The sequence below is a fragment of the Cytobacillus solani genome, assembly GCF_001420595.1.
GTDB classification, from domain to species: Bacteria; Bacillota; Bacilli; order Bacillales; family Cytobacillaceae; genus Cytobacillus; species Cytobacillus solani.
Window position 1 is genome coordinate 665,203 of the sequence record NZ_LJIX01000006.1, and the last position, 25,566, is coordinate 690,768.

The 25,566-nt window shown below is 36.1% G+C and carries 20 protein-coding genes, 2 pseudogenes and 1 other annotated feature; of the genes and pseudogenes, 17 read left to right on the forward strand and 5 right to left on the reverse strand.

The features are described from left to right. Positions 1-370 precede the first annotated feature (370 nt). Entirely contained in the window at positions 371-1,327 is a 957-nt protein-coding gene (locus tag AN957_RS05010; protein WP_056682651.1) for an ABC transporter ATP-binding protein, read from the forward strand. Between the two features lie 2 nt (positions 1,328-1,329). Then, complete coding sequence (gene opuFB / locus AN957_RS05015) at positions 1,330-2,844, forward strand: osmoprotectant update ABC transporter permease/substrate-binding subunit OpuFB (RefSeq protein WP_056682655.1); 1,515 nt, start codon at positions 1,330-1,332, stop codon at positions 2,842-2,844. Positions 2,845-2,903: 59 nt separating this feature from the next. Here the strand turns inward: opuFB and AN957_RS28760 are convergent. Beyond that, positions 2,904-3,365, reverse strand: a pseudogene (locus tag AN957_RS28760) (CBO0543 family protein). Then, positions 3,365-3,859, reverse strand: a complete 495-nt coding sequence (locus AN957_RS05025) for a CBO0543 family protein (RefSeq protein ID WP_056682658.1) — start codon at positions 3,857-3,859, stop codon at positions 3,365-3,367. The pseudogene AN957_RS28760 and the gene AN957_RS05025 overlap by 1 nt, the downstream one beginning before the upstream one ends. Positions 3,860-4,105: 246 nt before the next feature. On the opposite strand from AN957_RS05025, the gene AN957_RS05030 reads away from it, so the two are divergent. From AN957_RS05030 to abc-f, 6 genes and pseudogenes are all read left to right on the forward strand, one after another. Next, positions 4,106-4,396 (forward strand): RNA polymerase alpha subunit C-terminal domain-containing protein, encoded by a 291-nt coding sequence (locus tag AN957_RS05030; RefSeq protein ID WP_056682661.1) that lies wholly within the window; start codon positions 4,106-4,108, stop codon positions 4,394-4,396. Positions 4,397-4,587: 191 nt separating this feature from the next. Continuing rightward, a complete protein-coding gene (locus AN957_RS05035) occupies positions 4,588-5,232 on the forward strand; it encodes an MEDS domain-containing protein (RefSeq protein WP_172797614.1) in 645 nt (214 codons plus the stop codon). Positions 5,233-5,238: 6 nt separating this feature from the next. Beyond that, positions 5,239-5,895: pseudogene (locus AN957_RS05040) on the forward strand (ATP-binding protein). 454 nt (positions 5,896-6,349) lie between these two features. After that, positions 6,350-7,588, forward strand: a complete 1,239-nt coding sequence (gene sstT, locus AN957_RS05045) for a serine/threonine transporter SstT (RefSeq protein ID WP_056682671.1) — start codon at positions 6,350-6,352, stop codon at positions 7,586-7,588. Positions 7,589-7,865: 277 nt separating this feature from the next. Next, positions 7,866-8,873: a SadB/YajI family lipoprotein gene (locus tag AN957_RS05050; protein WP_056682674.1), complete on the forward strand. Its 1,008-nt coding sequence runs from the start codon at positions 7,866-7,868 to the stop codon at positions 8,871-8,873. 812 nt (positions 8,874-9,685) lie between these two features. Next, positions 9,686-11,608 carry a ribosomal protection-like ABC-F family protein gene (abc-f, locus tag AN957_RS05055; protein ID WP_056682678.1) on the forward strand — a complete coding sequence of 641 codons (1,923 nt, stop codon included), beginning with the start codon at positions 9,686-9,688 and terminating at the stop codon, positions 11,606-11,608. 83 nt (positions 11,609-11,691) lie between these two features. Here the strand turns inward: abc-f and AN957_RS05060 are convergent, their stop codons facing one another. After that, a complete protein-coding gene (locus tag AN957_RS05060) occupies positions 11,692-12,738 on the reverse strand; it encodes an SDR family oxidoreductase (RefSeq protein WP_056682680.1) in 1,047 nt (348 codons plus the stop codon). 511 nt (positions 12,739-13,249) lie between these two features. On the opposite strand from AN957_RS05060, the gene AN957_RS05065 reads away from it, so the two are divergent. The 5 genes from AN957_RS05065 (at position 13,250) to AN957_RS05085 (ending at position 19,024) form a co-directional block, all read left to right on the forward strand. Next, positions 13,250-14,497 carry an MFS transporter gene (locus AN957_RS05065; protein WP_056682682.1) on the forward strand — a complete coding sequence of 416 codons (1,248 nt, stop codon included), beginning with the start codon at positions 13,250-13,252 and terminating at the stop codon, positions 14,495-14,497. 147 nt (positions 14,498-14,644) lie between these two features. Beyond that, positions 14,645-14,918 (forward strand) — a binding site (T-box leader). 79 nt (positions 14,919-14,997) lie between these two features. Further along, positions 14,998-15,855 (forward strand): SAM hydrolase/SAM-dependent halogenase family protein, encoded by an 858-nt coding sequence (locus AN957_RS05070; RefSeq protein WP_056682684.1) that lies wholly within the window; start codon positions 14,998-15,000, stop codon positions 15,853-15,855. 29 nt (positions 15,856-15,884) lie between these two features. Further along, positions 15,885-16,442 carry an ECF-type riboflavin transporter substrate-binding protein gene (locus AN957_RS05075; RefSeq protein ID WP_056682685.1) on the forward strand — a complete coding sequence of 186 codons (558 nt, stop codon included), beginning with the start codon at positions 15,885-15,887 and terminating at the stop codon, positions 16,440-16,442. Positions 16,443-16,487: 45 nt separating this feature from the next. Next, positions 16,488-18,200, forward strand: coding sequence for an ABC transporter ATP-binding protein (locus tag AN957_RS05080; RefSeq protein WP_056682686.1), 1,713 nt, complete (start codon positions 16,488-16,490; stop codon positions 18,198-18,200). Further along, the gene (locus AN957_RS05085; RefSeq protein ID WP_056682688.1) at positions 18,191-19,024 is read left to right on the forward strand and encodes an energy-coupling factor transporter transmembrane component T family protein; all 834 of its coding nucleotides are present in this window, start codon (positions 18,191-18,193) and stop codon (positions 19,022-19,024) included. Before AN957_RS05080 ends, AN957_RS05085 begins: the two co-directional genes overlap by 10 nt. Before the next feature lie 31 nt (positions 19,025-19,055). Here the strand turns inward: AN957_RS05085 and AN957_RS05090 are convergent, their stop codons facing one another. Then, positions 19,056-19,667, reverse strand: a complete 612-nt coding sequence (locus tag AN957_RS05090; protein ID WP_053478981.1) for a TetR/AcrR family transcriptional regulator — start codon at positions 19,665-19,667, stop codon at positions 19,056-19,058. A 227-nt stretch (positions 19,668-19,894) separates the two neighbouring features. On the opposite strand from AN957_RS05090, the gene AN957_RS05095 reads away from it, so the two are divergent. The 3 genes from AN957_RS05095 (at position 19,895) to AN957_RS05105 (ending at position 23,024) form a co-directional block, all read left to right on the forward strand. After that, positions 19,895-21,577, forward strand: a complete 1,683-nt coding sequence (locus AN957_RS05095) for an FAD-dependent oxidoreductase (protein WP_056682691.1) — start codon at positions 19,895-19,897, stop codon at positions 21,575-21,577. Between the two features lie 183 nt (positions 21,578-21,760). Further along, positions 21,761-22,393: a class I SAM-dependent methyltransferase gene (locus tag AN957_RS05100; protein WP_053478979.1), complete on the forward strand. Its 633-nt coding sequence runs from the start codon at positions 21,761-21,763 to the stop codon at positions 22,391-22,393. A 67-nt stretch (positions 22,394-22,460) separates the two neighbouring features. Continuing rightward, the gene (locus AN957_RS05105) at positions 22,461-23,024 is read left to right on the forward strand and encodes an LPXTG cell wall anchor domain-containing protein (RefSeq protein WP_172797615.1); all 564 of its coding nucleotides are present in this window, start codon (positions 22,461-22,463) and stop codon (positions 23,022-23,024) included. Between the two features lie 97 nt (positions 23,025-23,121). Here the strand turns inward: AN957_RS05105 and AN957_RS05110 are convergent, their stop codons facing one another. Further along, positions 23,122-24,519, reverse strand: coding sequence for a YceG family protein (locus AN957_RS05110; protein WP_056682695.1), 1,398 nt, complete (start codon positions 24,517-24,519; stop codon positions 23,122-23,124). Positions 24,520-24,742: 223 nt separating this feature from the next. Here AN957_RS05110 and AN957_RS05115 point away from each other — a divergent pair, with 223 nt between their 5' ends. Beyond that, positions 24,743-25,552 carry a DUF2262 domain-containing protein gene (locus AN957_RS05115; RefSeq protein ID WP_053479308.1) on the forward strand — a complete coding sequence of 270 codons (810 nt, stop codon included), beginning with the start codon at positions 24,743-24,745 and terminating at the stop codon, positions 25,550-25,552. Positions 25,553-25,566: the final 14 nt, after the last annotated feature.

Below are 25,566 nucleotides of genomic sequence, written 5' to 3' on the forward strand. Positions count from 1 at the left end.
GCTGCACCATCGGTTTCTAAGAAGTAATAAAAGAAAGTATAAACAGTAAGATCGAGACCAGAACAATCGATCCTACAGTTCGTGTGAGTTCACCAGGTTCACCGAAATCTTCGGTAATTAACCCTCCTATTAAAACTGCCTGAGAAACGAAAATTTCATTATTATTCGATAAAAGCATTGGGGATGGCTCTAATTTCATATTCTGAAATAGATTTGGAATGCCTATACTATTTAATGAATACGGACTGTCGAAGGAATGTTTAAAAAATGTACTTGTAAGGGTAGAAAAGTATGTTAATAAATTTTTTTCTAGTGAATCTGAGTTTCTAAATAAGGAGCCAATCCTGTAATAACAAGGAGAAATCATTCTATGATTAAATTTAAAAATGTATCAAAAAGATACCCAGATGGAACCGTTGCTGTTGACTCATTAGAATTTGAAATTCGGAAGGGGGAGTTTTTTGTCCTTATTGGACCAAGTGGGTGTGGAAAAACAACAACATTAAAAATGATCAATCGGTTGATTGCTCTATCGAATGGCACGATTTCCATTAATGGTAAAAAAATAAGTGAGTACGATATCCATGAGTTAAGATGGAATATTGGCTATGTACTTCAACAGATTGCTCTATTTCCACATATGACCATTGAGGAAAATATTGCGATTGTTCCTGAAATGAAAAAATGGCGAAGGGAAAAGATCAAAAAACGAATACATGAACTTATGGATATGGTTGGATTAGACCATGAAATATATGCAAACAGAAAACCAATTGAACTATCTGGCGGCCAACAACAAAGAGTCGGTGTTGTTCGTGCCCTTGCTGCTGATCCTGAGATTATTTTAATGGATGAGCCGTATAGTGCTTTGGATCCAATAAGCCGTGAAAAGCTTCAAGATGATTTGTTAGATTTAAAGAAAAATCTTAAAAAGACGACGGTTTTTGTCACTCATGATATCCAAGAGGCTTTTAAATTGGCAGATCGAATCTGCATAATGAATGAAGGGAAAATTGTTCAAATTGGAACTCCGCATGAACTAGTTACTCACCCAGTCAATGATTTTGTAAAAGAATTTGTAGGTGTTAAATATGGAGCACGGACGAATGACATTAAATTGGAAGATTTACTTCATACAGCAAATGTAGCTGAAATAGGGGAAGCATCATCAGTTATTGTACCTTCATCAACTCCTGTTCAAGAGATTTTGGAAATCTTGTATGAACATGAGCAACTAGCAATAGAAAAGAATGGGAATCTTATCGGGTATATAGATCGCAGGTCAGTCATGCAATATGTATCTGCTATACTGCAGAAAGGGGTCTGACAATGAATAAGTTTACTCAAGTCTTACTAGAAAGAAAAGATGAACTAATACGTGCATTATTGGAACATATCCAGATTTCTTTTATCGCCCTTTTCTTTGCAGTAATAATCGCTATTCCCCTGGGAATTTATTTAACTAGGCATAAAAAGGCAGCTGAAGGAATCATCGGCATCACATCTGTCATCCAAACCATTCCTTCATTGGCTTTACTAGGTATTCTTATTCCCTTGTTCGGAATTGGAAGAATGCCAGCCATCATCGCTTTAGTTGCCTATGCTTTATTACCAATATTAAGAAATACATATACAGGAATTAAGGAAGTTGATCCTTCATTAGTGGAAGCGGCCAGAGCGATGGGAATGAATCCAAGAAAAAGATTAATTAAGGTTGAATTACCGCTTGCAATGCCAATTATTATGGCTGGTATCCGGACAGCGATGGTATTGATTGTAGGAACAGCTACCCTTGCAGCGTTGATAGGAGCTGGCGGACTTGGTGATATTATTCTTTTAGGGATTGATAGAAATAATACAAATCTAATTCTGCTTGGTGCAATCCCCGCTGCTTTACTTGCCATCCTTTTTGATTATTTACTTAAGAAATTTGAACTTCTATCTTTTAAGAAAGCCTTTATTACAATTGGTACAATTGGGTTATTGGCGTTAATAATCATTGTGTATCCTTTAATTGGCCATCAAGACCAAAAAGTGGTTATTGCTGGAAAACTCGGTTCAGAGCCGGAAATTTTAATCAATATGTATAAAATATTAATTGAAGAGGAGACAAATCTTCAAGTGGAATTGAAACCAGGGCTCGGCAAAACCTCCTTTGTTTTTAATGCACTTAAATCAGGGAGCATTGATATTTACCCAGAGTTTACTGGAACAGCCATTTCTGAGTTTTTACAGGAAACAGCTAAAAGTACTGATCGTGAAGAAGTCTATCAACAAGCAAAAGATGGTTTGTTGGAGCGGTTCCATATGGTCATGCTGAAACCAATGCAATATAACAATACCTATGCATTGGCAGTACCGACCGATTTTGCTGATCAAAATGAGCTAGAAACTATATCCGATTTGAAAGGCATAGAGGATAAAATAACTGCGGGGTTTACTTTGGAGTTTTCCGACCGTGAAGATGGGTATTTGGGCATCCAGTCCCTTTATGGCCTTCAGTTTCCAAATCTCGTAACGATGGAACCGAAATTACGCTATGTGGCAGTAGAATCAGGTGAGATCAATTTAGTTGATGCCTATTCTACGGATAGTGAGCTGCGGCAATATAATCTAAAAGTATTGGAAGATGACCAATTCTTATTCCCACCATACCATGGTGCACCCTTATTAAATGAAGCAACCGCTCATAAGTATCCTGAAATGGTGGATGCTTTAAATAAATTAGCTGGAAAAATAACGGATGATGAAATGAGAGAAATGAATTATCAAGTAAATGCAGAAGGGAAAAGCCCTTTTGAGGTTGCGGAGAATTACTTGGCAAAACAGGGGTTAAAAAAATAAGTGGGTATGGGGATAGGAACCTTGTCCCACTTCCTTTTTTTAAAGAAAGAAGAATTCAATCACTTAAGTGCGAAAAACCAAACACAAAATGAGCGAGTAAGATAAAACGAAAGACAGATGGTAATCCAAGATATATACCATTCCCAGTGTATGTATTTGATGAGATCGGTATTTTTTTCGATAATGACCTCACTGAGAGTCAATATAGAAGTGAAAGCAATATAATAACCCAATTGAATAAAAGTCCTTCAATCATGGGGATACCATACAGTAAAGATGGCGCATGTGACGGGAAAAGCATAATACTCATACGTAAAGCTCGTCCGATTGATTGAAGAAAATAATCGAATAGGATATTCAAGCAGCCCTAACTCTACGACTACTAAACCTATAAGAAAAGTGATAATCTGTTTGAACAAGAACGCTACTATCGCAAGCCGAATTTTATTTTTTGGAATGAAGAATAGAATTCCTGTTGACAATGCATATACAGATAATAAGAGCCACCATTCAATTCTCATTAGGTCTCCCGCCGTTCTGCTTGAAATAAGGCTTTGTCCTTAAAGAACCAATTACAGCAGGCTTGACTCACGAAAAAGAGAAACACAATGTAAATCCACATCCCGTACCACGTCAAGAATCCATATTCTAATAAATCTGTATATTTCTCGATAATAATATCAAATATTGTGATTGCAGAGATCCAAACAAAAAAGTATGTAAATCTTGTCCATTTAGTTTCCTGAGGTTTTTGGTTGACGTAATAGATAGAGAATAATACGGGATAAAAAAAATAATTGATTGTAATGGCGAGATCTGTAGCTTTCGGGAACTCCCAGACAGGTGCACTTAATAAGCCAAATGTAAACGAAGGCATGTCACAAAGCCAGATAAATGCTTGAAACACCATGAGTGCTAAGAATCCCTTGCGGCGATCTTTGTGTGGAATAAACAGAATGAAGCCAACAAAACCGAAAACCCACATGGCTGCTAGGATAAAATATTCCATTATCATTTCTTAGAAACTCCACCTCCCAAGGGGATAAAAAATACTTACCAGTAAAAGTATTTTCTGTTTGATTAAATCATATTCAACAACGACTTTTAGCTTAGAGCGAGATTCTATAAAAATTCAAGAATTTTTTCAGACGGAGAAGATTAGATTTATCTGGACATGCAGAGGGTATATCAGATAATAAAGAGTAGGTATACCATATATAAAATTAAAAATAATAAATGGAATGAAATTGGAGGGATTGTAATGGCAAAAGAAAAAAGTTTAAGAGTATGTGAAAAAGGCCATACATTTTATAAAAGCAGCGAATGTCAAAGTTGTCCTACCTGTGATAAAGCGAATAAGCCTCAAAGTGGATTTCTTTCTATACTGAGTTCACCTGCTAGAAATGCATTGGTTCATAAAGGGATTGACACCTTGCAAGAACTATCTAATTACACGGAAAAAGAAATTTTAAAACTTCATGGGATTGGACCAGCTTCTTTACCAATTATGAGAAGGTCCTTACAAGAAGAAGGTTTATCATTTAAAGAATGAATTTAAGTTTAAATAAAATGATTATAAGTAGATCTTAAACAATCAAGTAAACTTAAAATAGATGTACTGTATCTGGCTAAATTGTTCATGTGTTATAAAAATGATAGACTAAATATAAGAATTTTAATTTGCTTGATTATTCTGAATTGAAGAACCGTGGAAATGATTCTACACTAGAAAAAGGTGACAAGGTGGAACAAAATATAGATATTGGGAATAAAGTGAATTTCACTACAAATATTGAATTATCAGCAGGGTGCCATATTGTTTATACATACACTGATTTGAACTATTATCTTGAAAACGCACTTTCCTATATAACAGAGGGTCTCGACAAAAACCAAATTGTCATTTATATTGATAAACCAGACCGTTATAAGCATATTATTGATAAGCTTAAGCTTGCCAATTATTCTGAGAAACAATTAAAAGAAATCATCTTTGCTGATACGGATGTTTTTTATGAAACTCACGATGTTTTTAATATTAATCAAGTGATGGCCAATTTTATGGACATACTAGAGCCTCATCTAAAAGAAAGAGTCATACGTACATGGGGGTTTGTTACATGGAAAGAACAAAACCAAAATAGCTTAATGGCTTGTCTGAAATTATATGAGTGTGGCTGTGAGTCCTTTGTAAGTGAATTAGAAAATTTTATATCTGTTTGTGCTTATGATGGATTTGAACTGCCATCTTCCATTCTATGTGAAATTTTACAGGCACATGAATACCATATGACTGATACTCATTTAACAACTTCTAACTTGTATAAGAAAAAGCCAGTCCTATTCCCAGCTATTTCGGAACAAATTAAATTAGAAAAAGCGGCATAGAACCAAGTGATTCGTTCGGAAAAACTCTCTATTGCAGGAGAACTAGCAGCTGGAATTGCTCACGAGATTCGTAATCCAATAACGGCTATAAAAGGCTTTCTTAAACTAATAGAAGCTACTGAAAGTAAGAATCAAAAATCTTTACATATCATTAATGAGGAAATAGAAAAAATAGCACAAATATCATCTGAATTCCTGATTCTATCAAAGCCGCACGTAGATAATAAGAAGGAAATCAATTTATTTCATTTAATAGAGAGCGTCCAATTACTCTTGGAACCTCAGGCTGTTAAAAAAAATATTGGGATTCAATTAGAGTATGACCATAGTGACATTCTAATTACTTGTGATGATATGAAAATGAAGCAAGTATTAATAAATTTAATTAAAAATTCCATAGAAGCAATGGAAAAGGGGTTTATAACGGTTACTGCAAGGGATTTAATTGATCATGTTCATATATATGTAGCTGATGAAGGTCCAGGCATTCCTAAGGAAATATTAAATACCTTAGGATAGCCTTTTGTCACAACAAAAGAGGAAGGAACAGGATTAGGCTTATTAATTTGTGAAAAAATCATCGAAGATCATAATGGGAAAATAATCGTAGAGAGTGAAATGGGAAAGGGTACGAAAATTATATTGAGCATACCTAAAGGCTAGAAAATAAATACATACTAATGGGGTACGAGAATTGGCAGTGTTTTATAGACTAAAGCGCTGTTTTTTTATTGCATGAATATGTAAATTAATAATAGTATTTGCTGAAATATGGTGGATAGACAAAGCTTTCCTCTATATTTTTTTGAATGTTTTATAAATTAAAATGAATCATAATTGAATAATAGTATTGTAATATATTAAAAAAGTCAGTATAATACTATTCATACAGAAGACAAATGTCCTTCTGGGGAGGAATGTTACAAAAGTGTTCACCAATTAAAAAGTGAATTATCCCAGAAATTTGTATGGTCACTGTAGGCTGAACTTTTAGATAGCCCTCTATAACCTAGGTAAATGTATAGCAACTATCTATATTATTTTTTAATAGAAACTATACTCTATTAGAAAAAATAATGACAAACATTATGGCAACTTTAACTAAGGGGGAACATCTATGAAAAGCTTATTGAAAAAGTGGAATCAAGTGAGCCTAGTCAAACAAATTATTATTGGTTTAGTTATTGGTATTATTCTGGCTTTAACGATCCCAGAAACAGCCAAACCGGTTGTTATTTTTGGCTCTTTATTTGTAGGTGCTTTGAAGGCTATTGCACCGGTGCTAGTTCTCTTTTTGGTTATGGCAGCAATTTCGCAACATAAAAGTGGTCAAAAGACGAATATGAAGTCTGTTATTATTCTTTATTTATTAGGAACCTTCTTAGCTGGATTACTTGCTGTTATTGTTAGCTTTATTTTTCCAACGAGCTTAACGCTTGTGAAGGGTGCTGAAGGCGTAACGCCTCCGAGCGGCGTTGTTGAGGTATTAAAAACATTATTGCTAAACATTGTTGATAATCCAGTAAATGCGATTGTTAATGCGAACTATATTGGCATACTAGCTTGGGCAATTCTGCTTGGCTTGGCTTTGAAAAATGCCGCTGAATCAACAAAAACATTAATTACTAATTTATCAGATGCTGTTTCTAAACTAGTTACATGGGTAATTAAGCTTGCCCCATTAGGAATTATGGGTCTCGTATTTGAGTCTATTACAACAAATGGATTGGATGCATTACTAGGCTATGGGAAACTGCTAGCTGTATTAATTGGCTGTATGCTAGTTGTTGCATTAGTTGTAAATCCAATCATTGTATTTACAATCATTAAGCAAAATCCATATCCACTTGTTTTTAAGTGCCTAAAGGAAAGTGGAGTTACAGCATTCTTTACACGCAGTTCGGCTGCAAACATTCCTGTAAATATGAAATTATGTAAAGATCTTGGGTTAAATAAAGATAGTTATTCTGTTTCCATTCCATTAGGTGCAACGATCAATATGGCTGGTGCAGCTGTTACGATCTCTGTTTTGACACTTGCTGCGGTTCATACGCTTGGGATTTCAGTCGATCTTCCTACAGCTATCATCCTTAGCGTCCTGTCAGCTGTATGTGCTTGTGGTGCTTCAGGTGTCGCTGGCGGCTCGTTATTATTAATTCCTCTAGCGTGCAGTTTATTTGGAATCCCAGGTGATGTGGCTATGCAGGTCGTTGGAGTAGGATTTATTATCGGTGTATTGCAAGACTCATTTGAAACAGCCCTTAATTCTTCTACTGACGTTCTTTTTACGGCAGCAGCTGAATATAAAGAATGGCGAAAAAAAGGGAAAAAAATTGAGATTAGAAAAGTAGCATAAAGAAGAATTTTACTAATTATAAACTGACTGTATCTTCAAATTTTGGCGGAATTGACTGCCATTGGAGGTACAGTTTTTTTAGTGGAAAGCGAATTTTAATAGAAATCAGAGCCTGATAGAGAAATGTCCATTAAAATTATCTGTTAATTCATAATGTTCAATAAAGATGTGTTAATATGTATATATAAATCTATTGTGGACGATTAAATGCTTTTGATATTTAAATTTTTGATGCTTTTTTCCTGTTTTTTCGTCCAATTGTAAAGGGGAGTGGAAAGTGAAGAGGATTTTACTTTGCATAGTTTTTTTGATAGTTACCGCAATGCTAGCTGGTTGTACCAATCAGACAAATGCAGACGAGGCAAATGAAATAATTAAATTAAAAAGGCAAATTGAACAATTATCAATTGAAAATAAAGCTTTGCAAAATACGGTGGAGGAACAAAGAAAAGCTCTTGAGGCAACATCGAATAATGGGTACGCTACTATTCTTGCAAAAGACATTGAAAATTATCCGCGTTCGCTATATAAGGAAATCACTCTTGATATTGATATGGATGGAGAGGATGAACTAATTGAACTATATGTAAACGCAGAGAAAATGGAGAATGGTGTGTTTGCATGGGATGATGGACAGACATGGTTGTTGGTCGTAAATGACGGTGAAAAAACCTATCCTCTTTATGATGGTTTTGTTCAATTAGGTTCCATCGACTTTAGTACGGCAACTTTTGATGGAAAACCAGGCATTGTGATGATAGAGATGTGGCATTCTGATAAATCCGTTCATAAACTTATATACGATCATGAAGCAAAGGGATTCATTAAAGAAACATTGTATAAAAAAGAGAATCTATTTCAGCAGTACAATCAGCCTGCTTCCTACGCATTTTTCAGTGATGCTTACATATTAATGAAACAAGCTTTTACGAATAAAGCGGTGCAAGCTTTAGAAGCTAGTGAGAACAATCTACAGGAAATCCATGATCGAGCTGCAATATTTGACCCAATCCTTGTTGATCTTGGAAATGCACAGCGATTGTTTGAAACTGCAAGTGAATTGAATCCAGAGCTAAGTGTCTCTTTAGATAGTGCACTTAATACACTTAACCAAATGGTTATAAATCAGCCTACGGCAGAACAAATGAACCAGCTAAGGTATATTTATGAAATGTTTTTAGAATATGAAATTGACCATTTGATCATTGAAGAGGAGAATCAAATTCACCCAGAAATTAAAAAGAAGCTTCAAAGAATGAATAACATATTTAATGGAAAAAAGTAATCATTTCAGTAATACATCCTCTCATAGATTAAATGATTGATTCTCTTTTAATCGTATGAGAAACAGGAAACAGTTATTTACATATAAACAAAAAAGTGGGATAATAAAGAAAATTCGGAAGGGGGAAAGTAAGTTTATGGAACCAACTAATTGCTAATTTTAATTTATTTATTAAATTAATACAGATTTTATAGTGAGTGATAATTACCTAGCTGAGTTAGGTTTATTTGTTATGCTCTTTATGGAATCACGGCAATTTAGAAGGTACTTACTTTTCTACTATCGAGATGATAATTTATACTGCCAGTGTTCGATTTAGCTGGCGCAAGTTAGATGCATAAGATTGTGCTTTATTTGCGCATGAATGTATCAGAATTTCTTTGCGTAAATTATTTTCTATGAATATTAGACTGTAAGAAGAATAATCTTCTTATGGTCTTTTTTATTTAGGCTCTGTTATTTTTCATTGTTGATTTTCGTGTATGTATGAAAATTTATTAGCGGAGAATTTCCCGCAAATATACAGAGAGGAAGCTTAAGAAGCAGATATAAGCGGAGATATTCCGATTAACTGCTCAAGTTAAGACAAGATCCAAAGATTTGGATACTATAAACGGAAAAACTTCCTTTATTTTTAAGGAAATATGGTTATTTCCTAATTTAAACGGAATTTTTCCATTTATTTCTCAAACACAGTAAAATCAACATTCAATTATAACAGAGCTTTTATTTTGAAAATAAATAGTACAGTGCTCTTCTTTAGCTTATCCATAAAGATATAACTTACATTATGGATGAAAGAAGGAAAAAGTATGTTGGAACTGAAATTAAATGGTGTGAAAAAGTTTATTGAAGCCACCCTTGTAGTAAAAAATATAACCTTCGAAGCTTATGAAGGAGAAAGGGTTGGAATCATAGGGGCAAACGGGTGCGGAAAGAGTACGGTTCTTAAATTAATTGCAGGAATAGAGCCGATGAATTACTACCCAGGTTACCCTCAAACCTCCAGCCCTGGATATGATGAAGGTTTGATTCATTTGCCAAGAGGAGCAACGAGTGCTTATCTTGATCAAATGCCTAATTTTCCAAAAGGCTTAAAAGTGATCGATGTATTAAACCTAGCCTTTGAGGATATTGACCAAATTGAGATGCAAATGCGTGAATTAGAAGAGCAAATGAAGATTTTGAAAGATGAAGCGTTGGAAAAAAACTTAAAGAAATACAGTGACCTTGTTCAATTATTTGAAGTCAAAGGCGGATATGAACGGGAAGAAAAAGTAAGCAAGGTTTGTACAGGTCTTCATTTTGATGAGATCTTTTTAAATAAGGATTATGCTTTATTAAGCGGAGGGGAAAAAACGACAGTTGCCCTTGGAAAGCTCCTGATTCATAATCCGGATATTTTGCTGCTGGATGAACCTACAAATCATTTGGATATGGAATCCGTTGAATGGCTTGAAGGCTATCTAAAAGGCTACAAGGGAATTATCTTAATCGTTTCCCATGATCGATATTTTTTAGATAATGTAGTTACAAAAATTGTAGAAATCGAAGATATGGAGTCAATATGCTATAAGGGCAATTATTCCTCATTTGTAAATCAAAAAGAAGAAAATATGCGGATTCAATATGAACATTTTAGAGAGCAGCAAAAAAAGATTAATAACATGGAAAAGACCGTTATGAGCTTGAGAGACTGGGCAATGAGGGCTGATAACAATAAGTTTTTTCGCAGAGCTGCCAGTATCCAAAAGAAGCTGGATAAGATGGAGCGAATTGAAAAGCCTCTATTTGAAAAGCGCAATATGAAACTGGACCTGAATGCTGCTGTTCGGTCAGGAAATGAAACGATTAAGGCAATCGGACTGACTAAATGCTATAAAGAAAAAATGCTTTTTAAGGAAGCAGATTTACTCATTACCTTTGGTGAAAGAGTGTGCCTTATCGGTCCGAATGGCAGCGGGAAAACGACCTTCCTGAAGATGCTTCTAGGTGAAGAACAGCCAGATGATGGGGTCATTGAACTAGGGGCAAATGTGATGAGTGCTTATTTGCCTCAGAAGATCGTTTTTAATAATGAAGAGCATACGGTGTTAGAAACCTTTAGGGAGGATATTTCAATTGTCGAAGGCAAAGCACGTGAATATCTTTCTAAGTTTATGTTTTATAAAAGCAGTGTCTTCAAAAAAGTAAAACATTTATCAGGTGGAGAGAGAATTAGACTAAAGCTGGCTATGTTGTTATTTCAAGATATAAATTTATTAATACTTGATGAGCCTACGAATCATCTTGATATCGATTCCATCGAAACCCTTGAAGAGGCACTGGGGGACTTTAACGGGACCATTTTCTTTATCTCACATGACCGATACTTTATCAATAAAATTTGTGAGCGAGTGATTGTTTTAGAGAATCACTCATTAAAAAGCTATCAGGGTAATTACGATCATTTTAAATTGGAGAAGGAGAAGGCAGGCATCTTAGAGAATAAAGCTCCTATTGTAAAAAGTGAGAAAGTGAAAAAACAAAGGAATATTTATGACAACCCTAAAAAGGATGCAGCAAAGGCCAAGGCTCTGTCAAAGATAGAAAGTCTGGAACGAGAAATAATGGAGATTGATATAGCCATGTCAGCTGATCCGATTGATTATGGACAGCTAAATAAGCTATATGAAAGGAAGCTTGAGTTAAATAAAGAACTAGAAGCCGTGATGGAAATGTGGATAAATGATTAACTAAAAATTGGTGCCTGTCCCCAACAGATTCAAGGGAACAGGCAGCTTTTTTTATGGTTATTCCTTTTTTGTATTGAACCTTCTCAAATTTCCCCCTTTTTACTTTCTTGTAGACATAGCTCAAGCAGCACCTGCTCTTTCGTAAGTGAGATCCCTGCTCTTCGTTCCATGCTATCCCTTACTTTCTCCCATTGATAAATATCGTAAATCGTATCCTCAAGAGGACGAAAGGCAAGACCAGAATTAACAGCTTTATCAATATTGAAAGAAAAAGTTCCTTTCCACGGTTTTGCTTGACCTTCTAGTGGGGAGCACTCAGGGATCCATAGCGGCATCTCTGTCCACGGCTGTACTTTGTGCTTCAATAAAAATGTCTCTTCTGCCCATACGAATTGGGCATTGCTATTTGAAACGACTTTACAAGTGTTCAATAGCTCTTCTATCGTCAATATATTTTTAGGGCCAGTAACATTGAATGTTCCTGCCTTTCTCTTTTCCGCCATAGTAAGCACCCATGACGCAATATCTTTAATATCAATCAATTGAACAGGGCGGGATGAGCGTCCAGGCACCAATATGTTTCCGCCTTTAGCAACACGCTGAACCCAGTATGGAAGACGATCCGTATAATCAAAAGGTCCGACTAGAAGACCTGCCCTAACATGTAACACACTGCCAGGCCAATGTTTTTCTGCTTCTGCTTCACATAATGCTTTCAGCTCTCCGTAATATTCGTAAGGGGAGAGTTTACCTGCTTCAACATCAGCTAATTTATCCTCGGGCAGCATGGATAGTAACGGATAGTCTTCCGCAATATTAAGTGGAATCCAATCTTTATAGACAGAGATGCTTGAAATAAATGTATAATGCTCAATATTATCTCCCAGCACATCTGCAACCTTTTTTATTTGGTGAGGAGCAAATCCGCATGTATCTATTAATACATCCCATTTTCTGCTTTCCAGCGATGCTATATCTATATTTCTATCACCAATTAACTGTTCAACCTCAGGGAATATTTCTTTATTCGTGCCGCGGTTAAATAAGGTAACTTCATGCCCTCTTGCTAAAGCTTCTTCAACTAAAGCTCTTCCTAAAAAACGAGTGCCTCCTAATATAAGAACTTTCATCTATTCTCCTCCACCCAAGTTTTATATAAAGTAAATTCTTTAATCATTTATAAAACGATTTTCCTTTGCAAAAAGATATGTGGAGTGAAATAATTTTATCCCTTTATATTAGAAAAATTAGTGATACTAAAATTTTCTAGGGGGGCAGATAAAAAATTTGTGTGAAATATTTAAAAAATATTTGTATCAAAGAGGCACTTTTGTTATGATTAAATCACTTATAAATGAAATGGAGGTTTTCCTTTTGACAGCATCAATGAGATTAAGATTCCCACTTATCATTCGTTAATTTAATACGCTTGATAGCTCTGCCTATGTTCAGAGCAACGGGATTGGTCTGTTTATTTTTAAGGAAACCTATATTTAACGGTTATTTAAAAAAGAGGGGATGAGTCTGCCCTCTTTTTTTGTTGTCTTTAAAAAGCTATTGTCATAATTAGAGCGGTACAATCTTATGGATGTAGGTGAAGCATTTATAAAAAAAATTTTATAGGAAATGGGTTGTTAATCAATGAAAACAAAAAGTAATCAAACTAAGGAGAATTGGCTAAGGAATATTGTTCTCTTTTTAACTAGCCAAACGATCTCACTTTTTGGGTCATCTTTAGTTCAATACGCCATTATGTGGTATATCACTTTAGAGACTGAATCTGGTATGATGATGACGCTGTATATTATTTGCGGTTTTATACCAACGTTTCTTTTATCCCCAGTTGCTGGGGTTTGGGCAGATCGATATAATCGAAAAATGCTGATTATGTTAGCGGATGGTCTTATTGCATTGTCAACATTAATTCTTGCTATTCTCTTTTTAATGGGATATGACGCAATTTGGCTGCTTTTTGTAATGGCGGCAATTCGTGCCCTTGGAACAGGAATTCAAACGCCTGCCGTTGGTGCCATTTTACCGCAAATTGTTCCAAAGGATAAACTAACAAAGGTGAACGGAGCAAATGGCAGTATTCAAGCCGTTATCATGTTCGTATCTCCGATGGTGAGTGCAGCCTTATTAGGAATGGCCTCAATTGAAATTATATTTTTTATTGATGTCATAACTGCAGCCATCGCAATTGTCACACTGCTTGCCTTTTTAAAAATCTCTGTGCATGAGAAAGCAGCAGAGAAACAAACAACGAGTTACTTCAGTGACTTTAAACAAGGGTTACAATATGTAAATAAGCATGATTTTCTGAAGAAATTCTTCTTATTCTTTGCTGTCTTTTTTGTACTGATGGCACCTGCAGCCTTTCTTACACCATTGCAGGTGACACGAAGCTTTGGCGATGACGTCTGGCGATTGACTGCAATCGAAATTGCCTTCTCCATTGGTATGATGGTTGGTGGAGGTATTATTGCTTCCTGGGGAGGGTTCCCGAATAAAGTGAAAACTATGGGGTTTGCTAGTGTCATAATGGGAGCCTGTACATTTGCACTTGGCATTGTTCCTGGTTTTTGGATTTATTTAATTTTCATGGCACTATTCGGAGTTGCCATGCCTATTTTTAATACGCCAGCAACAGTGCTGCTGCAGGAGAAAATAGAAGAAGATTATTTAGGCAGAGTTTTTGGGGTAATGGGGATGATCTCAACCTCAATGATGCCGCTTGGCATGCTCATATTTGGTCCAATCGCTGACTTTGTTAAAATTGAATGGCTGCTAATAGGAACGGGAGTATTCATGATCGTACTAGCGATTCTTTTAGGCCGAAGCAAAATATTATTGGAAGCGGGCAAGCCTTCACCGCAATCACAGGAGTAAATTAAAAAGACGTCTCTACTTATAAGTAGGGACGTTTTAAATTTTAATTCCTTTAAAGTGTATTTTTAAAATTCCTTGCACAATTTAAATGTATCAATTATAATCAAAAATAATAAATTTTAAATTATTGAATTATTATGAAAATAATTAAAAACGATGAAGAGAAAAAGTAGGATTAAGCTATTTTACACAGAGAGCTTCGGTAGCTGAAAAGAAGCAAAAATACTTATCTGAACAATGGCCTCTGAGTTTCGTGCTGAAAGTATTTAAAGATACGAGTAGGTTCCGACGAGATTTGGTACTCGTTATCCATACCACAGTATTTAGGGAGAATTGATACACCCGTGTACTTGTTAAGGCTGTTTTGTGTGAGCAAACAGTAAAGTAAGGTGGTACCACGTGAATAAACCACGTCCTTATCCAGTTGGATATTGACGTGGTTTTTTTGTTTTTCTAAAAAAATGTTTAGTTTTAAAAGAAAAATGATTGGAGGAGCTAACATGAATAATTTTTTAGTATTGCAATCGGATTTTGGTACGGGGGATGGTGCGGTAAGTGCCATGTATGGTGTTGCGCTGTCTGTGAATCCTTCCGTTCGGGTTTTTGACCTTACCCATGATATTCCTCAATACAATATTTGGGAGGGAGCGTATCGCTTATACCAAACAATTTCATATTGGCCAGAAGGTACGGTATTCGTATCTGTTGTCGACCCAGGTGTAGGGTCTGAGCGAAGAAGCATTGTTGTAAAAACATCAACAAATCATTACATCACAACACCTGACAATGGAACACTAACGCAGATTAAGAAGCACATTGGCATAGTTGAAGCAAGAATCATTGATGAGAAAGTGAATCGTCTGCCGAAATCTGGGGAGTCTTATACATTCCATGGCCGTGATGTGTATGCATTTACTGGTGCCAGACTTACATCAGGGGTCATTCCTTTTGAACAAGTGGGTCCCGAGATTGACGTTGATTCTATTATTGAGCTGCCGGTGACTGATGCAAGCCTGAATAAGAGGAAAATTATAGGAAACATTGATATTCTTGATATTCGATTCGGTAATCTGTGGACCAATATTGACCGCGAATTGTTTAAGCAACTGGAAATTGAATACGGTGATTCTTTCGAAGTAAAGATCGAGAATGAAACACGTCAGGTGTATAAAAATATTATGACATTTGGAAGATCATTCGCGGATAGTCATTTAGGTGAACCATTGCTTTATGTAAATTCACTGGATAAAATTGGCGTTGCACTGAATCAAGGATCTTTTGCAAAGGCTTATCATGTCCAATCAGGTGCAAACTGGAAAATATTTATACAAAAAGTTCCGAATATTGCATATAATTAAATACAAATTTGTAAAAGGGGATGTTTAGCTTGAAAGGAAATCAATTATCTATTAAAACAATTGTGGCAATTGGAATTGGAGCAGCTGTATTCATTATTTTAGCGAAATTTGCCGCTGTGCCTTCACCAGTTCCAAATACCTCGATTCAAACATCTTATGCATTTTTAGCTTTAATGGCTGTTGTCTTTGGTCCAATTGCTGGCGGGTTAATTGGCTTAATCGGTCATGCACTCAATGATGCGATTTCATATGGATCCGTTTGGTGGAGCTGGGTGGCTGTATCAATGATTGTAGGACTATTAATTGGTCTGGCGGCAAAGAAATTGGATATTGAATCAGGAATTTTTAATACAAAAAAAATCATTACTTTTAACATTGTTCAGGTTATTGCTCAAGGTTTCGGTTGGTTTTTAGTCGCACCTGCATTGGATATTTTAATCTATGCGGAGCCAGCGAACAAAGTTTTCCTGCAAGGTCTTTTTGCCGGGGTATCGAACATGGTAACAGTTGGTGTGATTGGAACATTATTATTAGCAGGTTATGCAAAAACACGCAGCCGAAGCAATAGTTTAACTAGAGAATTATAGATTAATTATTTTCAAATGCTAAAAAAGAGTGGCTAGGAGAAAAAAATGAAAAAGAGAGTCATTGAATTTAACAACTATAGTTTTAAGTATCATAGTCAGGCAGCGCCAACCCTTCATGATATTAATATTACTATTTTCGAAGGTGAAAAGGTATTAATTGTAGGACCTTCTGGCTCGGGGAAAAGCACGATTGGTCATTGTATCAACGGGCTTGTCCCCTTTTCTTATAAAGGTGAAGCGACTGGAAGCCTTAAGATTATGGGAAAAGATGCGCATAGTTTAGATATCTTTTCTCGGTCGAAAATAGTGGGGACTGTTTTGCAAGATCCTGATGGACAATTTATTGGACTAACAGTAGGAGAGGATATTGCCTTTTCCTTGGAAAATGACAGTACGGAACAAGGGATCATGAAGAATCTAGTAGAGGAGACGGTAAAAACGGTAGAAATGGATGAGTATCTATCATCCTCTATTCATCATCTTTCAGGGGGACAAAAACAAAGAGTATCACTCGCAGGAGTGATGGTGGATAAGGTTGAGATCATATTATTTGACGAACCTCTTGCAAACCTTGATCCTGCCACTGGTCAATATGCGATAGAATTAATTGATCGAATTCATAAAGAAACGAATACGACAGTCGTTATTATTGAGCATCGCTTAGAGGATGTACTGCATCGACATGTGGACCGTATTATTGTTGTTGATGATGGCCGTATCGTTGCTGATATGTGTCCAGATAAGCTTTTATCTAGTGTAATCCTAGAATCTAGCCATATTCGTGAGCCATTATATGTTAGAGCGGCTAAATATGCAGGATGTGATGTGATAGAGGAAATGAAGCCTTCACAACTGCACTCATTTTCCATAGAAAGCTGCAAAGATAAACTTTTAGATTGGTTTGAGAAAGCCAATGAAGCGGTGCCAAAAGAAATAAAATTACCTATCCTTCAATTGAAGGATATATCTTTTCGTTATGCTCCCGGTCATGAAACAATCAAGGGAATATCGTTGTCTGTAGAGAAAGGGGAAATGGTAAGTATTGTTGGCAAAAATGGGGCGGGAAAGTCAACCCTATCAAAGATCATATGCGGATTTGAAAAGCCTCGCTCAGGTAGTATCCTTTTTAAAGAACAAGACATAACTGGTGATACGATTAAGGAACGATCTTTTCGGATAGGAATGGTCATGCAAAACCCGAACCATATGATTTCGAAGCATCTCGTTTTTGATGAGGTTGCATTAGGTCTTATTATTCGAGGTGTCCCTGAGAATGAGGCGAAGAAGCAAGTGGAGAAAGTGCTTAAAATTTGTGGGCTTTATCCATTCCGAAATTGGCCTATATCGGCATTAAGCTTTGGGCAAAAGAAACGTGTGACCATTGCATCCATATTAGTATTGGAGCCTGAGGTTATGATTTTGGACGAGCCGACAGCTGGACAAGATCTACGGCATTATACGGAAATGATGGACTTTTTGGCAGAATTAAATCGCCAGGGAATGACGATTCTACTAATCACGCATGATATGCATTTGATGCTTGAATATACAACACGGGCGATCGTAATGAACAAGGGGAGAATCATAGCTGATGATCCGCCATCAATGATTTTGACTGATTCAGAGATTACGCGTCAGGCGAATTTAAAGGAAACCTCTCTATTGGTTCTAGCGAAACGTGTGGGGATAAAAGAGCCAAAGGAATTTGTTGAGCATTTTATTGCATATGATCGGGAGGTTAGAAGACAATGGCAGTAGAAATGCTATCGTATATTGACCGAAAAACTCCTATCCATCAGCTAACCGGAGTAACAAAGCTCATTTGCTTTATTGTATGGTCGTCTGCTGCAATGCTGACGTATGATACTCGTATTCTTGCCTTTCTTTTTATTTTTAGTATTGTCATTTTTATTGTTTCAAAAATAAAGGTATCTGAAGTTTCATTCGTTCTTATATTTATTCTGGTTTTCTTGTTCATCAATAATATGGCTATTTATCTATTCTCTCCTCAAGAGGGAGTGAAAATCTATGGCAGCAGTCATGTTTTAATTGAGATAGCTGGAAGATATAATGTCACAATCGAACAAATTTTTTACCAATGCAATGTAACGTTAAAATATTTCGCCGTTATCCCAATAGCATTACTCTTCATTGTTACGACTCACCCAAGTGAATTTGCGGCTTCATTGAACAAAATTGGTGTGAGCTATCGAATCTCTTATGCTGTTGCTTTGGCACTTCGTTATATACCTGATGTTCAACGGGATTTTCGAACCATTGCTCTTTCGCAGCAAGCTCGGGGGATTGATATGTCCAAAAAAGAAAAATTGCCAATCCGCATAAAAAATGCTGCCTCCATAATATTTCCGCTTATTTTATCTAGTCTTGATAAGATTGAGACAATAAGTAATGCAATGGAACTTCGCGGTTTTGGAAAAAGTAACAAAAGGACCTGGTATAGTGCGCGCCCCTTTCAGAGAGGAGATTATGTAACACTATTTGTATTTGGAGTAATCTTTGTGACTGCAATGGTAGTTACCTTTCATGACGGAAACCGTTTTTATAATCCTTTTGAATCGTAATTGTTTTAGAAAGCATGATATGAAACCAAAGTTAAGGGAGAATTCTCGTCTCCCTGTTTCCTATAAACGACTCTGCTGGATAGTAATTTAATATTTTTACAAGCTGCTTTGCCATATAGTCTGGGTCCGGTTCAAGTCCGTTCTTTATCCAGTCCATAATCAGACCTAGAATTCCATTGGCATAAAAGGATGTATAAAGATTATTATCCAAGTTAGAATCATTGGGTGTTAATAGAATAATGTCCTTTTTGAAAAATTTCGCGATGGATTGTAAGAACGATTCCTCAAATCCAGGTATTGATTTGAATTTTTCCCAAAGCTTGTAGAAATCTTTATTTTCCATAATGTAGTCAAATATAATAATGTCTGAATGGGATAGAGTGTTCATATGAATAAGTGTTTTTCTTTTGTAGGGATATTTAAATGTTTCTATAAGCTCCCTCGTTCTGTCAGAGATTATTTCTTCTGCCAATTCTTCTTTAAAATTATAATGCCGGTAGAAGGTTGCCCGATTATAATCTGCCTGATTCACAATGTCCGTCACGGTAATTTGGTCATAGCTTTTTATTTCCATTAATTTGATAAAAGCTTGCTTGAGCTGTGCCTTTGTTCTGCGTACTCGTCTATCGATATTTTTATCCATAATTGTCTGCTGCTCCTATTATTTTTTATATACACATTTATGATATCTGTTGTTTATCTATACAATTAATAGAATTTTACTGATTGATTGATTTGACCTTAGAACATTATAGTAGGTAAAAGGGGATCTATATTTTCTTTAATTGATTGAATTTTCCCTCTTTTTGAAATTGTATTATATCATATTATTATTAGGCTCGGATACATTTGTAGGGGAGGATTGAAGATTTGAGTAAACAATGGGATTCCAGTTTTGATGTGGTAGTCGTTGGATCAGGAGCAGGAGGATTGACTGCAGCTTTAACCGCTAGATTGCGAGGGCTTTCTGCGATAGTTGTGGAAAAAACAGAGCTTTTTGGAGGTTCAACGTCTAAATCCGGTGGCACGGTATGGGTGCCTAATAACCTCTATCTTAAAGAGGCTGGGGTAGAGGACTCCTACGAGCAAGCAAGTGCTTATATGGATGCAGCCATAGGTAATCGTGTGCCCAAATCCTTAAAGGATGCTTACCTACGTAGAGGTCCGGAGATGATAAAGTACCTCCATGAAAATACAGAACATGTTAGATGGGAATATACCCCTGGATATTCTGATTATTATCCTGAGCTTCCTGGCGGAAATCCGAATGGGCGGGCAATGGAAGCACAGCTGTTTGATCTCAATAAACTAGGAGAAGATGAAAAGAATTTGAGAAAAGCTGGACTGCCAACGAAAGGGATGGTGCTAAAGTCTAGTGAATTTCATAAAGTGAATATGATTACAAGGACTTGGATTGGAAAAACAACATCATTGAAAGTAGGCATGCGCCTTATTCGAACGAAGCTTAGTTCATATAAGCCTACCACTCTTGGAGAGGCACTTGTTGCGCGATTATATACTTCGTTAAAAGAAGCTGGCGGGGAGGTCTGGCTGTCAACTCCTTTTCATGATCTTATATTCGAAAATAATCGTGTGTCAGGCATTGTCGTTGAACAAAAGGGGAAGAAAATGAAAATCGAAGCAAAGCATGGGGTCATTTTCGCCTCTGGAGGTTTTTCACACAATCGTAAGCTTCGTGAAAAATACTTGCCGCAGCCAACGAAAACAGATTGGACCTTATCATCCGAAGGGCAAACGGGTGATATCATTGAAGCGAGCCGTAAATTAGGTGCAAAATTGGATTTAATGGATAAGATGTGGGGAACGCCAACATCCATTCCACCTGGTACTCCAGCCTTTATGCCTGTTGCTGAACGTGCAACACCAGGTCTGATTATTGTGAACAGTAAAGGGGAGCGTTATTTAAATGAATCAGTCCCTTATCATGAGTTTGTTGATAAAATGTATGAAAACAACCAATCAGAGGCAACAACTGTTCCTTCTTGGATGATATTTGATCAAACCGTGAAAAAACGATACCTGGTCTTTGGCATCATGCCGGGACAATCATTCCCAAAAACATGGGCAGAAACAGGGTATTTAAAGGTAGGGCATACACCGGAGGAATTAGCTGAAGGCATCGGGATTTCACCGAAGAAACTTGCGGCAACCATAAAACGCTTTAATAAATTTGCCGTTGATGGCAAAGATCAAGACTTTAAGCGTGGGGAAAGCGCTTATGACCGCTACTACGGGGATCCAACCTTGAAAAATCCTAATCTAGCTCCATTGGAAAAAGCACCTTTCTATGCGATTCCAATTTATCCTGGAGATATAGGGACAAAAGGCGGTTTAGTTACGGATGATTTGGCAAGGGTTATGCAAGAAAACGGGCAGCCGATCCAAGGACTATATGCAACTGGAAATTGTGCGGCCTCTGTTATGGGAGAAACGTATCCTGGACCTGGTGCAACGATCGGTCCATCGATGGTGTTTGGCTATGTAGCAGCCAGTGAAATGGCTGCTGTTGCGGCTAGACTGAAAGAGGCATAATAGCCGGTAAGTATATTTAATCTTTAGTATATTCAATAAAAAATGGGGAGCTCAGGCTCTCCATTTTTTATTGAATGCAGGGGTAAGGTTTCTATTTTAATAAGAACTCCTGAAAATAAAGGATTTCCTTGTTTTTTAAAGAATAAGGTTACTAAAAGAGAGACTATATAAGAGGAGTTCAAAATGAATAATAAATGGAATCAAATAATCTATAAAGCTTGGTCGCCATTCTATGACCGTTTTTTCAACAAAGGTATGTTTTTAAAAGCAAGAAAAGAAGTATTTAAGGATATAGAATTTATTAATGGAGAAAAAGTTCTCTTTGTGGGCTGTGGCACAGGTGCTGATTTAGTATATGTTCCATACAATAATATTAAGATAACAGCCATAGATTATTCTAGTGACATGCTTGACAAGGCAAAGGAAAAATTTCCCCATATAAATATTACATTTCTGCAAATGGATGCGCAAAACCTAACATTTCCTGATGAAACGTATGACATCGTAATTGCAAGTTTACTTCTTTCTGTTGTTCCGAATCCGCAAAAGTGTATGGAAGAGATGATTAGAGTAGTAAAACCTAAGGGAAGAATAATAATTTTTGATAAATTTATCCCTAAGAACGAAGAGCTATCACCAATTAAAAAAGCTGTAAGACCGCTTATCTCCATGCTAGGTACAGATATTGGAATCAATTTTGAGAAATTATCCGAGCCTTTTGTAAAGCAACTATCCATTCAAACTGATATTCCTATTATGTTAAATGGGATGTATAGAAAGATTATAAGTATGAAAATTCCAGATGCAAGAGAATAATTCTATTACTTTGTACATAATATTACTCATAGTACGTATGGTTTTGCTAGAGATTGAGGTGATTTTTTTGAAAAAAAGTATTCCAGTTCTCTCATTCATTTTTTGCTTATTATTAATAGGCACTTTTCCTTCTATGGCCAGCGCTTGCTCGTGTGCAGAATTACCTAGTGTAGAAACTGAATTTGAAAATTCGAGAGCGGTTTTCAGTGGAAAAGTTATCGATATAAGAGAAAAAGGAAGTTTAAAAGGATATCGATCAAAGTCTGTTCTTTTTGAAGTAAAGAACACCTGGAAGGGTGTAAACCAATCACAAATAATCATAACTACTGGTCAAGGCGGAGGTGACTGTGGAATTGATTTTAAAGAAGGAGAAGAATATCTGGTTTACGCAAATGATTCCACCATGTATGGTAAAAAAACACTTGTATCAATCATATGTGATCGAACAAATGATTTGAAATCTTCACAGGAAGACTTGGAAATACTAGGCGAAGGACGAGCACCTACTGAAACAATTGATTTTAGGGATAAGCAAAATGGAAGTCAATGGTTTATATTGGGTGGAGGCGTTTTAGTCATTGGTATTATAGGAATCTACCTTTTAATGAGACGAAAAAAAATAAATAATTAAGAACTTATATATAATAGAAGAAAAAGGCAACTGCTCAATAACAAATAAATCCACCGCTTCATTATTATCATCATTTGAAGCGGTGGATTTTACTATGCTAGTTCGTATGTTCAATAAAATTCTGGGCAAATAAGTATATTTTTTGTGAGGGCACAGCTAGATTAAGATTTTGCCCATTATCAAACCCTGCGGTGATCAAGCCTACTAGTCTCCCAAACATATCGAGCAAAGCACCGCCAGAGCTTCCATTAGAAATCGGTGCAGTGAATTGAATCATGGATAACTGATTAATTTCTCTAAAACCGGAAACAATCCCATCAGAGACAGAATTAAATAATCCTAATGGGCTGCCGATGGCGACAATTTTTTGGCCGCGAACTAATTCACCATCTGTCTTAACAATTAAAGGGGAGCAATGTTTATCCACTTTTATTATGGCCAGGTCAAATTGCTGGTGATATTTAATGAAATGATCTGTTACATATTCTTCTGTTTCATTTTCATAGAGCACTGAAAAAAGATGCCCGCCTTGAACTACATGTAAATTCGTTAAAATATATCCTTTACTATGAATGACCACACCAGAACCGTAGCATACAACCTTATTTTCGTTATCATATACTTTAATCATAACAACTGAGTTTGATAGACCAGCCAGCTGTTCATAACTCAGTTCTGCAGCAGGCACCCGGATTTGGATTTGTTTTACAGGATTGGCTATCTTGGGCTGGGAGATTATATTTGGCCTAGAAGGCATGGGTGCAATCTCTGCACTTGGTTTAATTGAATAATCAGGTAACTTAATTGGCTCTGAATAGAAATTACTGCATTTATATAATGTGGAGTAAGTTTCGGCTTCAGGATGCAAATGGATAATGTCCTCTTTCGGATTCATATAGCAGATATCACAGCCAAGCTTAGATAAGAAATACAAAAATAATAATTCATGCTGTTTAATATCACCGATAAAAATGACTTTCGGGGAAGTTCCTGAGTTAGTAAAAAGCTTAGGTAAATAGATTTCCATCCAATGTAAAAATTTAATGACGAAGTTTTTCGTTAAACTTGGATTCATGTTCGGATGGGTTTGAGTATACATTGAAAGAACCTGCATAAAGGTAAGCTTTTTCGTCCACTCAAGGGTGTTATTATGTAATGGGGCACACAGATTTGCATGATAAAGAGAATTTGAGTTGCTAGCAGAAGGTGAAACCACCGTTTGCCAATTCTCCCAAACATTTGCCAGTCTGTTAATATCATTGTTATTAGATATTCTCTCAAGCCCTTGTAAACGTAAATAAGGAGCAGTGGACATGTGCTGATCAATCTTTAGAATCGTTTCTGTGTAATGTTTAATGGATTCAGGAATACCAATATATCTTACAAAAAGAACCTCTTTTGAAACGGACTCTTTTTTATTTATAGTCATAAAATCCTCAAGAGGACTATTTGTTGATTTAAGTTTTACCTTTAAAGGCTTTGTTCTTACAATCATAAATCATTCTCCTGTTTCCAATTATTTGTATAATGTAATTATAAGGAAATTATTGAAAAGTTCATAGGCAGAAATTTTAATAAGTAAATATATACAAAGGTATAGGATATTATTCCCGCTACAAAGATTTTATTAGATAAAGGGGGAGAATGGAATCATCCAAATGGTATATTTTAGGTTTAATATATATTGAAGATATTAATGATGAAAGGAATGGAAGAAGATGAGTATATCGCGCGAAAAGAGTAAATTTGAGAACAGATTCACAGAAGAAGTAATCGAAATTACAGCTGTTACAGGGGCGTCGGGAATTGGGGCAGGAAGAGGTGGTGGAGCTAAGCTGTGGAATGCATCCATTCCATTAATTGCATGGAAAAATGTATTATCTACTGAAACGAAAATAGAAGAGTTACGGTTAGAATGGCAAGTGAATGATGAAGAATGGGAACAATCCAAAGATATTTTGAAAAAGAATACAGTTGTGAGATTACTTGTAAGAAGAGCAGAGAATTCAATGATGCTTGTTAAGGTTTTGGAGACAGCATATAAAGATGATGAGTTGGAAATGATTCTGCAGGAATCGTTAAAGCCGGTTTTTTACACGGATGAGGTGTTAGGTAAGTTTGAACTGGATAAAAGTGTGAAGACTTTTGAAAAGAAAGTATTATGGGCTGGTGAAGAAGGCAATCTGTATTTTGACTGGGATGAAGATGAAAGCGGGATGAAGGCTGCGTTAGAAACAGCCTACGCTCTTTTCGAAAATCAAGAGGAATGGAACATGAAAATTAGAAGGTATGCCGCAAAAGAACTGACTGAATTAGCAAATGATTGGCTTCAGGATAATGAAGAGGCAGAGATAGACAAGATTACAAATGACATGTTCATGGAACTTATGAAATTAGATTGTATTAGTGTTTATTCAGACGGTGACTTTAATTTATTCTTTTTTGATGGGGAGATGTTTTGGGGACATTCGATCATTGTAAGTGGAAATATTAATGGAGATCTTACTTCGGCTGAAATTGCAGGATAAATGCAGGAACAAGA